12 protein-coding genes and 2 pseudogenes are annotated in these 11,839 nt (G+C 57.5%); 6 read left to right on the top strand and 8 right to left on the bottom strand.

Annotated elements, in window-relative coordinates; genetic code table 11:
* Positions 1 to 212 precede the first annotated feature (212 nt).
* Positions 213 to 692: a pyridoxamine 5'-phosphate oxidase family protein gene (locus JTP94_RS11230; RefSeq protein WP_204850576.1), complete on the top strand. Its 480-nt coding sequence runs from the start codon at positions 213 to 215 to the stop codon at positions 690 to 692.
* A gap of 159 nt (positions 693 to 851) precedes the next feature.
* On the opposite strand, the gene JTP94_RS11225 is transcribed toward JTP94_RS11230, so the two are convergent.
* Positions 852 to 1,064: a hypothetical protein gene (locus JTP94_RS11225; protein ID WP_204850575.1), complete on the bottom strand. Its 213-nt coding sequence runs from the start codon at positions 1,062 to 1,064 to the stop codon at positions 852 to 854.
* A gap of 267 nt (positions 1,065 to 1,331) precedes the next feature.
* On the opposite strand from JTP94_RS11225, the gene JTP94_RS11220 reads away from it, so the two are divergent.
* The 5 genes from JTP94_RS11220 (at position 1,332) to JTP94_RS11200 (ending at position 5,568) form a co-directional block, all read left to right on the top strand.
* Positions 1,332 to 1,832, top strand: a complete 501-nt coding sequence (locus JTP94_RS11220; protein WP_204850574.1) for a ferritin-like domain-containing protein — start codon at positions 1,332 to 1,334, stop codon at positions 1,830 to 1,832.
* A 399-nt stretch (positions 1,833 to 2,231) separates the two neighbouring features.
* Positions 2,232 to 2,549, top strand: coding sequence for a PepSY domain-containing protein (locus JTP94_RS11215; protein WP_204850573.1), 318 nt, complete (start codon positions 2,232 to 2,234; stop codon positions 2,547 to 2,549).
* Between the two features lie 40 nt (positions 2,550 to 2,589).
* Positions 2,590 to 3,201 carry a general stress protein gene (locus JTP94_RS11210; protein ID WP_204850572.1) on the top strand — a complete coding sequence of 204 codons (612 nt, stop codon included), beginning with the start codon at positions 2,590 to 2,592 and terminating at the stop codon, positions 3,199 to 3,201.
* Between the two features lie 158 nt (positions 3,202 to 3,359).
* A complete protein-coding gene (locus JTP94_RS11205) occupies positions 3,360 to 4,241 on the top strand; it encodes a hypothetical protein (protein WP_204850571.1) in 882 nt (293 codons plus the stop codon).
* Positions 4,242 to 4,338: 97 nt separating this feature from the next.
* Positions 4,339 to 5,568: an FAD-binding oxidoreductase gene (locus tag JTP94_RS11200; RefSeq protein WP_204850570.1), complete on the top strand. Its 1,230-nt coding sequence runs from the start codon at positions 4,339 to 4,341 to the stop codon at positions 5,566 to 5,568.
* 204 nt (positions 5,569 to 5,772) lie between these two features.
* Here the strand turns inward: JTP94_RS11200 and JTP94_RS11195 are convergent.
* The 7 genes and pseudogenes from JTP94_RS11195 to JTP94_RS11165 all read right to left on the bottom strand — a co-directional run.
* Positions 5,773 to 6,165 (bottom strand): annotated as a pseudogene (locus JTP94_RS11195) (alpha/beta fold hydrolase); the annotation flags it as partial.
* Between the two features lie 334 nt (positions 6,166 to 6,499).
* On the bottom strand, positions 6,500 to 7,300 hold the full coding sequence (locus JTP94_RS11190; RefSeq protein ID WP_204850568.1) for an ABC transporter permease: 801 nt from the start codon (positions 7,298 to 7,300) through the stop codon (positions 6,500 to 6,502).
* A 2-nt stretch (positions 7,301 to 7,302) separates the two neighbouring features.
* Positions 7,303 to 7,965 (bottom strand): ABC-2 family transporter protein, encoded by a 663-nt coding sequence (locus JTP94_RS11185; protein WP_204850567.1) that lies wholly within the window; start codon positions 7,963 to 7,965, stop codon positions 7,303 to 7,305.
* A gap of 131 nt (positions 7,966 to 8,096) precedes the next feature.
* The gene (locus tag JTP94_RS11180; RefSeq protein ID WP_204850566.1) at positions 8,097 to 9,095 is read right to left on the bottom strand and encodes an ATP-binding cassette domain-containing protein; all 999 of its coding nucleotides are present in this window, start codon (positions 9,093 to 9,095) and stop codon (positions 8,097 to 8,099) included.
* Positions 9,096 to 9,171: 76 nt separating this feature from the next.
* Complete coding sequence (locus JTP94_RS11175) at positions 9,172 to 9,873, bottom strand: IS6 family transposase (RefSeq protein WP_204850565.1); 702 nt, start codon at positions 9,871 to 9,873, stop codon at positions 9,172 to 9,174.
* 355 nt (positions 9,874 to 10,228) lie between these two features.
* Positions 10,229 to 10,941, bottom strand: a pseudogene (locus tag JTP94_RS11170) (IS110 family transposase); the annotation flags it as partial.
* 371 nt (positions 10,942 to 11,312) lie between these two features.
* Complete coding sequence (locus JTP94_RS11165) at positions 11,313 to 11,654, bottom strand: DUF982 domain-containing protein (RefSeq protein ID WP_204850564.1); 342 nt, start codon at positions 11,652 to 11,654, stop codon at positions 11,313 to 11,315.
* Positions 11,655 to 11,839 lie beyond the last annotated feature (185 nt).

Genomic DNA, 11,839 nt, shown 5'->3' with positions numbered 1-11,839 from the left:
CCGTCATGGCGTTGATGATGCATCTTTCGAGCCATCGTCCGGCAATGGGCGAGTTTCGGTTGCAAATCGGATTGAAGATCGTCGGATGGCTAGCAACGCTCGTCATGGTCGCCGCCGCTATCGGCCTGTTTGTTACATGGTAGGCAAAGCGTTTGGAGGAAGGAACAACCAGACGGCAGCGGGGGTTTCGTATCTCCAACAAGGAGATCGACATGACCGAACAAGATGACGCAATGCGAATTTGGGATCTCATCGACACGATCGGCTTCTGCATGCTGACCACGCAGGGAGGGCCAGACCTGCGGGCGCGGCCGATGACGGCCCATGCGGAGCGCATCGAAAACGCGCTCTATTTCCTGACCGACGTTGCAAGTCACAAGGATGAGGATATTGCGCTGCGGCCTGATGTCTGCGTGGCCTTTGCCGACCCGAAAAAGCAGAAATATGTCTCAGTTTCGGGCCGAGCCGAGATTCTCGAGGATCGCGAGTGGATCGAGGAGTTATGGGGAACACCGGCAAAGGCATGGTGGGACAGCCCGGACGACCCTGCGATCAGGGTTTTAAAGGTAACCCCGGCCTTTGCGGAATATTGGGATTGCTCAGGCACCCTTGTCAGCTACATCAAGATGATCGCAGCAGCGATCTCGAGCACGAAGCCGGACATGGGAGAAAATGCCAAGGTTGATCTCTGAGGTGCGAATTGCATTTTCGACGCGTACCGACGGTCAGTGACATGTGCTTCCTGTGCCATCGATTTTGAGCCCTTACCTACGCGCACCGCAGGGTTAACACGCTCAGGATGAGCGAGTTTTGAACCGATGTAACTCGGGGCAGCCATTCAAAACATTTTCTCAGATCGCGTTTATAGCGGGGAGGAAGGACAACACTTCCCGCCGATACGCGTCCGGAAGCGAATGTACGTTCTCGATCCAGAACGCATCGGCTTCTGGCGCGTCTTTCTCCCATGTGCGTGTGGTGAGATTGTTATCGTCCATCACGAGTTGGCGTCTGCCGCCCAAACGGATGTATTCGTCGGCAAGGGCTTTAGCGGCGTTTTCTTCCATCAATTCGCTCCTTCGGGTTGATGTGTGAACTAAACAGACGACAGCGGCAGATGTTCCGAAGTTCGCTTGCGACCTCATTCACGCGGTCAACCGGTTCACGGTCTAAGAGATTATTTGTCGAAGCAACCAGATATGACGACCCTTAGCGGGGTGGCTGCGGGGGACTGTCTTCGGTTGAAGATGTCGTTCGTGTCTGAAGGGATGCCGGAACATTCGGTACCACGCCGAGTTAGGGTACTGCTACCGATCGCGCCATAGGAGGATATCATGGCTACGGAGAAGACCCTGAACGACCTTTTCCTTGATATGCTCAAGGACATCTATTTTGCAGAAAAGCAGATCCTGAAGGCGCTGCCGAAGATGGCGCGTGCCGCCCAGGCCGAGGACAGCAAGACAGCATTCCTGAAGCACCGTGACAAGACCCAGGGCCAGATCGAGCGCCTGGAACAGGTGTTTGAGCTTTTGGGTAAGCCGGCCCGTGGCAAAACCTGTGAAGCTATCCAGGGGATCCTCGCCGAAGGTGACGAGATCATGGAGGAGGACAAGGGTGTGGTGGCCCTTGACGCAGGCTTGATCTCATCGGCACAGGCCGTAGAGCATTATGAAATCGCCCGCTACGGTACGCTGGTCGCATGGGCCAAACAGCTTGGCGTCAACGCCGCCGTCCCCCTTCTTCAGTTGAACCTTGGCGAGGAGGAAGCCACCGACAGGAAGCTGACACAGCTCGCACAAACATCAGCCAATGCCAAGGGCAAGAAAGCCGCCTGAGCCCAGCAGGCGACGGGTCAAGCCAAGGATGCGATCAAGAAGGTCGTAGACAAGACCTGAATTCACAACACGCTACCGAGGTCCGCCGTCACCAAGCGGCGGACTTTTCCATTTGAACCTCCTCACATCCCGTTCGCGAGATAAAGGCGTGTAAGTTGACCAAGAACGCGCGGCGGCAGGGATGTACGTCGAACGATGGGCTCGCCGTGGCGGTACACATTCAAGACAAGTCGGCCGGGACAAAGTCGGCATGCCGATACCGCCGACCGGCAGCAAGTTAACGGGGAATAGACCACCTACCCTCCCCCAATCGTCCAGCCCAACCGGAACCAATTGCTCTCCACTTGGTTGTAGACTTACGGGTCTCGTGACGAAGATCCGGCAATGTGAGGAAACACAATGAAAATGATGATTTTCGCCGCGGCGCTCCTTGGAGCGTCAGCGCTGACGGCTGTCGCCCAGACACCTGCGACCCCGTCGACCGATGCCAATACCCCGGCCGTCGCTACCCCCAGCACAAAAAACCCGACGGCGCCGGTCGCGGGCCGCAACAGCTTCACCGAGGCACAGGCCAAGGAACGCATCGAGAAGGCGGGCTATAGCGGCGTCACGGCGCTCAAGCTCGATGACAAGGGCCTCTGGCAGTCCAACGCGATGAAGGATGGCAAGTCCGTTTCGGTCACCCTCGACTACCAGGGCAACATCGTCGCGATGTAATTGCCGCTCGTCCGAATTGATCGATTTCAGGAGAACTATAATGAAAACAGTTTCCGGACTTTTTGACGACTACAAGGATGCCGAAACCGCAGTCGAAACGCTTGAGAGATCTGGTGTGCCCTCGGATCAGATTAGCATCGTCTCGCACAATGCTGACAACGATGACAACGATGACAAGGATCATTCGGGTGCGGCCAATGGCGCCGGTACGGGTGCCGGGCTCGGCGCTGTCGTTGGTGGCGCGGGCGGTCTGCTGACGGGTTTGGGCATGATCGCAATTCCAGGCGTAGGCCCCGTCGTCGCGGCGGGCTGGCTTGCAGCAACCGCGGTCGGTGCCATTGCTGGCGCAGCCGCCGGCGGTGCGGCGGGCGGCCTCATCGGTGCCCTGGTTGATTCCGGCGTTCCGGAAGCCGACGCGCATGTTTATGCCGAAGGTGTTCGTCGCGGCGGAACACTGGTCACGGCGAGGGTCGAGGACGCGGTTGCACTCAATGCAGAGACAATTCTCAAGCAGTCGAACTGGGTCGATCCGGTCGAGCGTCGCAAAGAATACACCAGGCAGGGCTGGACCAAGTTCGACGATACCCTTGATCCCTACGGCCCGGAGGCCATCGAGGAAGAGCGAGGCCGCTATCGCCAGCCGGGCGTCTGATGAAATGAGCCCTGGCCTTAAGGTCAGGGCTCTCCTTTCTCACCAAGCTATCTTAAACACAGGAGGCTCTCATGGGTCGCGGCATTCTTCTCTGGTTCTTGGGCATTCCGATCCCGATCATCATCCTCATCATGCTCTTCGTGCGATAGGAGCACATCATGTCAGCAATCGACTCAAATGCGGTATATGCCGCGGCTCCTGAATCGTCCGCGTCTGGCGTGAATTGGGGGCCGATCATCGCAGGAGCGCTCGCTGCTGCCGGGGTGACGCTGATCCTGACACTGCTCGGATCCGGACTAGGCCTCACCATGGTTTCGCCTTGGTCCTCGCAAAGTGCCGGGGTCGCCACCGTTTCGATCTCGGCGGCTATCTGGCTCATCATCGTCCAGTGGCTGTCGGCCGGTATCGGCGGCTACCTGACTGGCCGCCTTCGCACGAAATGGGTGTCGGTCCATACGGATGAGGTCTATTTCCGGGACACCGCCCATGGCCTCCTCACCTGGGCATTGGCGACGCTGGTTGTCGTTGGTGTTCTCGGCTCAGCCCTTTCGTCGATCGTCGGCGCGGGGGTCCAGGCCGCTTCCACCGTGACATCCGGCGCAGCCACTGCGGCGGTTTCCAAGGCGGGAGAGAGCATGGGAGGCAGCTCCTACTTCGTCGACAGCCTGCTGCGTCCGGCCGATCCACGGAAGCTTCCGGCAAATGCAAACGTCAGCGACACCTCAGCAGCACAGGTTGCCACAATCCTTGCCAATGGCGCGGTTGCCGGCAGCATATCTGCGGATGATCAGACCTATCTGACACAGCTGGTCGCTGCGAAGACCGGCCTGTCCGACACTGAGGCGAAAACGCGAGTGGACACGATCCTGCAGAATGTTGAAGTCGCCAAGGAAAAGGCTCAGCAAGCTGCAGAAGCTGCCCGCAAGGCCGGCGCCAAGCTCGCTCTTTTCGGGACATTGTCGCTCCTGATCGGTGCATTCATTGCCGCCGTCGCCGCCGTCATCGGCGGTCGCGAACGCGATGACATGAAAGCGCTTTGAAAAGTGGGCCGCCTGCGAGAGCGGGCGGCCCTACGACCATTGTTCGACCGCCAGGCGATGGCAAGTGGCATCGCATCCTCCCGTTCGGGTCTCTCCATTGGATAATTCCGCGCCCCTTACCCATAAGCAGCGCCTGCGCCACGACCAACCCCTGTGGGCGGCCTCTCCGAGAATTTCGGTGGTTTCGAGGAAGAGACCATCATCAACGTCGTTCGACGTTATCATCGTTGGCGCGGGTATCAGCGGTGCGCTCATGGCGCATGCATTGGCGGGAAAGGGATTGAGAATCCTTATCGTCGATCGCAGACAGCCCGTGCGTGGCAGCACCATGGCCAGCACGGCGATGATACAGCACGAGATCGATGTCCCCCTGCATGCGCTGACGAAGATGGTCGGCGAGAGGACGGGGCAACGTGTCTGGCAGCGCTCGGCGCGTGCGGTCGAGGCGCTCGCCAGCCTTGTCCGGGACCTCGAATTGAAATGTGCCTTCGAGAGGAAGCATACGCTGTTCCTGTCGGGTGAGGAGTATGGCGCTCGAGCACTTCAGGCGGAGGTCGATGCCAGAACCAAGGCTGGGATCAAAGCGGAACTGCTCGACGCTGCCACTCTTCGGGAACGACATGGGCTTCATCGGCGCGCCGCCATCGACAGCGCGATTTCAGCGTCAGCCGATCCGGCGCAACTGACCGCAGCATTGCTTCGAAACGCAAAAACCCACGGTATCGAAATCACCGCAGGCGTCGAAATCAAGGACGTGCGCAACTCCGATGAAGACGTCGTCGTCTCGGCATCCGAGGGACAGGTGATCACGGCAAACCATGTCGTGTTCTGCACGGGCTACGAATTCCTGGAGGCAATTGCGAACAAGAGCCAGAAGCTGATCTCGACATGGGCACTTGCCAGCCGGCCGCGCTTGAAGCGACCGGGATGGCTCGATCGCTATCTCGTCTGGGAAGGCTCGGATCCATATCTCTATTTCCGAACGACGCCGGATGGCCGGGTCATTGTCGGCGGTGAGGACGAAGATGGCGAGGACGCTTACAAGGATTCGTCAAAAGCCGCAAAGAAGGCGAAAATTCTTGTTGAGAAGCTGGGTGATCTGACTGGCATATCGATCGGCAAACCCGACTTCACATGGTCGGCTGCGTTCGGTGTAACGCCAAACGGGTTGCCGATGATCGGCCACCTCCCCGGAATGAAAAATGTCTTCGTGACGATGGGCTTCGGCGGCAATGGCATAACGTTTAGTCAGATCGCGGCGGATATCATCTCTTCGGAAATCCTGGGGCACCGCGACGCCGATTGGGACTTATTCCCCATTCATTAGTTTTGCTGTGTGGCGAAACGTTTTAGGGAGTACCGACGATAGCCTCATTTGGAACCATGCTAGGCTACGCGAGTTTTGCTTTCGAGATCGCGGGCGTGTCAAGCCGACGCGAAAGGGATGGTGAACATGGCGGTTTTTCGGTTCTCTCGCCATGGCCAACGAAACGGCAGACGAGCACCCCACCTTTCCGTCCGCGATTTCCCCTCATCGCAAGAATGATTTCAACGCTTCAGCCAGAGCCACAGGATTTTCCTCCGCAACATGATGCCCACTGTCGATCCCATGTCCTTTTATCTCGTTGACCCAAGGCCGCCAGATGTCGATCGGGTTCCCGTACAGCTCTTCCATGTCGTCCTTCGTCGACCACAGGCAAAGGGTCGGACATTGCACTCGTCTGCCTGCCATTCTGTCTTCGAGGTCATGCTGCCGATCGACTGTCAGCCCCGCCCGATAGTCGTCCACCATCCCATGCACGACCCCCGGGTCGTGGATGATCTCAAGCAAATCCTGATATGCCTCGGCACCCAACTCCGGCTTCAGCTCGCCATACCACGCTGACGGATTTGCCGAGATGGCGCGCTCAGGCTTGTCCGGCTGTCGCTTTCAGTTACCAATTTCAAACGACAAAATATCATGAGCTGCTTAGGTTTAGTGGTAATTTTGGCCCCCAATCTCAGCTAAGGATTTCACACTGTCGGCTTAGAATTGCAAAAGCGACTGAAAGCCTTGCACGGTTGCCGATCTCCTCGGATCGTTGAGGAATGCCGGTTGATTGTGCGGTGTATAGCGAGAGCAAGCTGGCTGGAAGTTCATCAAGGGATCTGGGCGCGCTGTGCTGTTGTGGATCGGGCCGCCGCTGAATTACGCCTCACGGCGTTTTTGCCACAGATCAAATAGGTAACCTAATCACATAACCACGATACGCCATGCGTTATCCACCACCACTCTGATAATGACGGACGCAATATCGCCAGTGCAGCACTGCTGCGCCGGCAGACACTGGCCCAGCGATCAGTGTCAACGCCGGTCCCCATGCGCCAAATATCGGAATATCCTTCGCTAAAATCGAGGCAACCGGCACATAGCTTATGAATGCCAAGGGCATCACTGTCAGCATTATGACCTGGATGGCGCCCGAAAAGATATTGAGCGGGTAGCGTGCCAACTGCCAGAAACCGAAGAAGATCGAATAAAGATAGTTTGACCGTCCCCAGATCAGCGCCGTAGCGCCGATCATCGTCATGACCGAGCAAACGAGCATCGCCGCGCTTATCAACGCAGCAAGGGCAAATGGGATGGTCCATGCCGTCCATGCCGGATGCACCTGCGTCAAAGCCCAAACGCTCATGCCCAAACCGAGAAGAATATGGCCGCCATATCCGATGTTAAGGCCGGAGAACACCAGATAGGCCCATGGGCTAATCGGCTTGACGAGCAATGCGTCGAACTCGCCGCGCTGCACAAGGCCCTCCATGTCGCGCATCTGTACAAAACTCAGTGAAGCGCCCAGAGAATAGGAAAGAATATGGAAGCCGAGCAGCAGCGCCGTTTCTGGCCAGCGCCATCCACCCAGAACTTCAAACCGAGCAAGGATTAGCCAGATCGCCGCATAGGCACTGGCATAGCCGAATGCCTGGGAGATCCATCCAAGGAACAGCGAGGCGCGATATTCCAGGCGCGTTCGGATGCGCAGCCCCGCAATGAACCATAGAGTGGATAGCGAACGGCCCATGCTCATCCCCCTTGCACGACAATGCGATGCCGGGCCCGCGACCACAACAAGCCCACGGCACCAGCCAGCACCAGAGCCCACCCCATGCCGACCACCAGCATCAGTCCCGCATCAAAAAGGTCAAGTTTTCCGAGATTGACGGCCGCTGGGTAGTAAGAAATCCAGGCAAAGGGAAGAAACCGCGCGATGGCCGCAAGTGCCGACGGAAAGAACCAGAGCGGCACGATGCTGCCTGACAGGAAAGACATGATGCCCTGCAGAAACCACTCGAGTGAGCGCGCATCCATGATCCAGAACGACAACAGGCCGATGGCCGTCGCCAGCAGAAAGAAAATGGAGAACGACAAAAGCCAGAATGCTAAAAACAACATGCCATGAGCAACACTTGCCGGCGGCTGGATGCCGTAAATCAAGCCGATGATAGCGATGACTGGTGCGACCAACGCAATCAGCGAAAAGCCGAGATTGCCAAGCTGAACGGCAAATAGATAAACCGGATAGTGAAAGGGTTTCAGCAAGTGAATGGCAACATCGCCGGTCTTGACCGCCTTGCCGACCTCGTTGATCAGATAGCCTGGCTCCCACGCACCGAGCACCGTGCCAGCGATCAGCGAACAGGTGATCATTTCGGAAAGACTGATACCATCCACACTCGGCTTGCCCATGAACACCGCCGACTAGATTGCTATCCTTGCCAGCACTTCGACAAGTCTGCCGAATAGGCTAGCCCAGACTTCCCCGCGATAGGCCAAGCGCGTCTGAAACGCGGTTGCTGTGAAAGCGAGATACAGTCTGCTCACGCTGCCTCCACGGCCAGACGATTTTGGTAATAGGTACGGATCACCTCTTCGATATCGGGCGCGTCGAGAGAAACATCGTGCAGGTCATAGCCATCGCCTAATTCCGTGAGCACTTCGATCAGCGATGTCTTGTCATTGTCGAGCAGGAAGTGTCGCGTCATACCCTCGCTGCTGACCGGAGTTGCACAACTCAAAACAACATCGCCCGGGTCAGATTTGAATTCCAGCGTCAATCGCCGCCGCGCGCCGAAGACCGTTCGCAATTTAGTGAGCTCGCCGTCAAACAGAAGCTTGCCGTCGTCCACCATAATCAGCCGCGGGCAGATCTGCTCGATGTCCTGCAGGTCGTGGGTGGTGAGGATGATGGTGACGCCGCGTTCCTTGTTGATCTGCGACAGGAACTTGCGCACCAAATCCTTGGCCATGACGTCCAGGCCGATGGTGGGCTCGTCGAGAAACAGGATCTTCGGATCGTGCAACAGCGACATCGCTATTTCGGCGCGCATCCTCTGGCCAAGACTGAGCTGGCGGACGGGACTGTCGAGAAACGACGATATGCCCAGCATGTCGCAAAGCATGCCCAGGTTCTCGTCAAAACGGCTTTGCGCAATATCGTAGATGTGGTGGCTGAGTTCGAAACTATCCCGCACCGGCAGATCCCACCAAAGCTGGCTGCGCTGACCGAACACCACGCCAATTTCCCGGGCGTTGGCCATCCGCTCCTTATGCGGCACGCGCCCGAGGACCGAAACCCTGCCGCTGGACGGCACCAGAATACCGGTCATCATCTTGATCATCGTCGATTTCCCGGCGCCGTTCGGCCCGAGATAACCCACGGCCTCACCGGCCCCGATCGCGAAAGAAATCTCATCGACGGCCTTGACCTCGGTATATTTGGGAGAGACCAATCCCTTGAACGAACCGAGCAGACCCGGATAGCGGCGTCGCTGACGAAAGGTTTTCGACGTCCTGACGGCGACAATGATACCCGTCATGATAAGGAAACCCCGTTAGGGCATCGTAAACTTAACGGCAAAAAGGCGCGACCATGAAGCAGGCCCCTTTTGTCTGTCATGCCCGGGCGATTTTCGCCCATAGGTTCATCGCCGCTGCGCGCAGCTCGCGATGATGGCTGGAGGAGATGTCGTGGCGCGGGATGTGGAACAGGTTGGCAATCGGGTCATGGATAGAGACGAAGCGTTGTAGGTGTCGCTGTGACTTGAAGCGCTTCATGATCCGCTCTCGCCACCGGATGGGTTGGTGGGAATTCTCCGCCCGATTGTTGAGGCCCTTGTGAGAGCGATGATCGACACCAGGCATGATCTCCCGCTTTGCGGCACCGTAGGATCGAAGCTTATCGGTGATCATCACCCGCGGCGCTCGGCCTTGGCTCTTCAATAACTTACGCATCAGGCGTTTGGCCGCCTTGGCATCGCGGCGGCTTTGCACCAGCACCTCCAGAACAAAACCCTCCTGATCAACGGCGCGCCACAGCCAGTGCTTCTTGCCTCGGATCGAAATGACGGCTTCATCAAGGTGCCACTTGTCTCCAAGCTGGCCGCATGAGCGACGGCGGATGTTGTCGGCGAAATGTCGGCCGAACTTCTCCACCCACAGCCGAACCGTCTGATGGGAGACAATGACCCCGCGGACAGCCAGCAAATCCTCGACCATCCGCAGGCTGAGAGGGAAACGGAAATAAAGCCACACCGCGTGGGCAATGATTTCAGCGGGAAAGCGATGGCCACGATATAGCGGATCACGATCTGTCATCGCCCGTCATCGCACTTCAAATTCCACGTTCCGTTAAGTTGACGATGCCGGGTGGCCCGTTGCGGTTGTTTCGCACGAAGGCGCCGATGTGCCATTGGCCATGGCCGCCGGTTGCCGGTAACTTTATATCTCGCGGAGTTCCTGCGTGGACACGTCTCCAGGCGTCGCTGAATACCAGCGTCCTCGGCCCTACCAACCGCCCCCTGCGGTTGGCGGCATCGCACATCGGCCGGTGAACGGCGTTTCACGGCTACGCTTGCCTGGCTCGCGGCTTCGACGCGGAATTGAAGGGAAGGACGTTGGCCGGCGTTGCACCATGTAGGTAAGTCCCTGCCGCTCGGCATAGCGGATGGCGGGCGACAATTAGATCGACCCCGCGCAACGTTTGTAGCACTCGAACAACCGGGCCGAGAGACCAGTTCGGGACGAACTCCTCGATCACTTTCTCCAGTCGTTCGACACGCTCCTCAGAGACGCGCACTGCCTCGACCATTTCCTGCAGTGCAAGCTGATGTGCCGGATGATCAAACCGCTGCTCCTGCAGCCAGTGCAGATACCGCATCGTCCAGCCTTTCTTGCGTGGATAGATGCGACCGTGCTTGAGCATGAAGGCGCTTACCTGTGCCGATGAACCCGCAATGTCTCGACTGCGGCAGAGCGAGCGCGAACGAGATCTCGCATAGCTTCATGACCTTCGTCGGGAACCCAAACCGCAGTAAGCTCGCCGGCCCTCAACAGCCGGGCGAGCGCAAGCGCGTCTCCACGGTTCGTCTTCACCCGGTCGCCAGGCCTCCTCGGGATCAGCGACGGAGCGACTACGATGCAGTCATGGCCAAGAGAGTTGATGAGCCGGTGGAGGTCGTAACCGGTGGGGCCGGCCTCGTAGCAGAAATGCACGCGATCAAACTTTGCGGCTATTCGCTGGATAACGCGGCGCATGCTGGCATCCGATGCTTCAACCTCGCCGAAATAACGGATCTCTTCATTCCGGCCAGATTCAGCAATTGCAATTGCATTCTTCAGCTTGGCAACATCGATTCCGACAAAAGCTTGTCTATAATCTGCCACGGCTCGTCCTCCTGTCGTGAGGATCGGCTCGGCCTATCCGAGCAACCCTCGGAAGACCAGTGTAGGGCGAGCCACCTCAGGCACGAAGAAGGACATACGGACTTACCGAGAACTTGCAACTCAAGAAGATGCTTTCCCGATTCCATATCACACTCGGGCGAATTTCATCCGTGGTCTCAAATAGGAGGCGAACTCCTAACCTAAGTGATGATGAGATAACTGCGCCCGCGGCATCCTAATAGGAATATTCGTACTCCTCGTCATCAGAGCGGTTGAAGCGTCTGGTATCTAGGTCGTAGACCCTGGCAAATCCAGTTTGGCGGTGGACTCCGCCGCTATCCCGATACTGGACACATCCGACGCATGGCGTCTCATTGCTTCCAAACGATGACGTCTGCTTCGTTCGCGGCCCGCAAAAATGCAGACCGAGCATCATTTGCTGATTTGCTGCCGTCGAACACTGCAAGGCATGTTTCTTGTGCTGCCCAGTAATATTGGCCGGAAGTGACAGGCCATCTGAGCGTCAAGCATCCCACGGCATCGACAACATTGGTCACGGCCGTACGAGTATTCCCTGGCGGTCCAAGCGATACCACCACATCTCTTCTAAATCCAAAAATATCCATCAAACTTTGCTCCATCCATGGGAAGCAACCCTTGAGATCCGCGATCGTTCCAAATCTGTCCAGCGTGGAAATTTCCGGTGTGCGCATCTGATGGTCAATTGAATAAGTTCGCTCGCGCGCTATGTCATCGACATGGGTGAAGAGCTGTGAGCGTCCGGTGAGCCGGTTTTGGTTAGGTGCGGAATTAGCTCAAGTTACGACACAGATGATTCATTTGTGACGTAACAGGGTATGAATGGCCAAGGTTGAGATCCTGACGGGTGCCGAGCGAC

The organism is Martinezella lusitana (assembly GCF_016901135.1).
GTDB lineage: Bacteria > Pseudomonadota > Alphaproteobacteria > Rhizobiales > Rhizobiaceae > Rhizobium > Rhizobium lusitanum_D.
The sequence above is the reverse complement of the archived record's forward strand: the minus strand, read 5'-3'. Positions and strand labels throughout refer to the sequence as shown.

Bases quoted from the DNA above. Each gene is read 5' to 3' on its own strand.
- JTP94_RS11230 (WP_204850576.1), top strand. From the start codon at position 213: ATGACCGAACAAGATGACGCAATGCGAATTTGGGATCTCATCGACACG.
- JTP94_RS11225 (WP_204850575.1), bottom strand. From the start codon at position 1,064: ATGGAAGAAAACGCCGCTAAAGCCCTTGCCGACGAATACATCCGTTTG.
- JTP94_RS11220 (WP_204850574.1), top strand. From the start codon at position 1,332: ATGGCTACGGAGAAGACCCTGAACGACCTTTTCCTTGATATGCTCAAG.
- JTP94_RS11215 (WP_204850573.1), top strand. From the start codon at position 2,232: ATGAAAATGATGATTTTCGCCGCGGCGCTCCTTGGAGCGTCAGCGCTG.
- JTP94_RS11210 (WP_204850572.1), top strand. From the start codon at position 2,590: ATGAAAACAGTTTCCGGACTTTTTGACGACTACAAGGATGCCGAAACC.
- JTP94_RS11205 (WP_204850571.1), top strand. From the start codon at position 3,360: ATGTCAGCAATCGACTCAAATGCGGTATATGCCGCGGCTCCTGAATCG.
- JTP94_RS11190 (WP_204850568.1), bottom strand. From the start codon at position 7,300: ATGGGCCGTTCGCTATCCACTCTATGGTTCATTGCGGGGCTGCGCATC.
- JTP94_RS11185 (WP_204850567.1), bottom strand. From the start codon at position 7,965: ATGGGCAAGCCGAGTGTGGATGGTATCAGTCTTTCCGAAATGATCACC.
- JTP94_RS11180 (WP_204850566.1), bottom strand. From the start codon at position 9,095: ATGACGGGTATCATTGTCGCCGTCAGGACGTCGAAAACCTTTCGTCAG.
- JTP94_RS11175 (WP_204850565.1), bottom strand. From the start codon at position 9,873: ATGACAGATCGTGATCCGCTATATCGTGGCCATCGCTTTCCCGCTGAA.
- JTP94_RS11165 (WP_204850564.1), bottom strand. From the start codon at position 11,654: ATGCGCACACCGGAAATTTCCACGCTGGACAGATTTGGAACGATCGCG.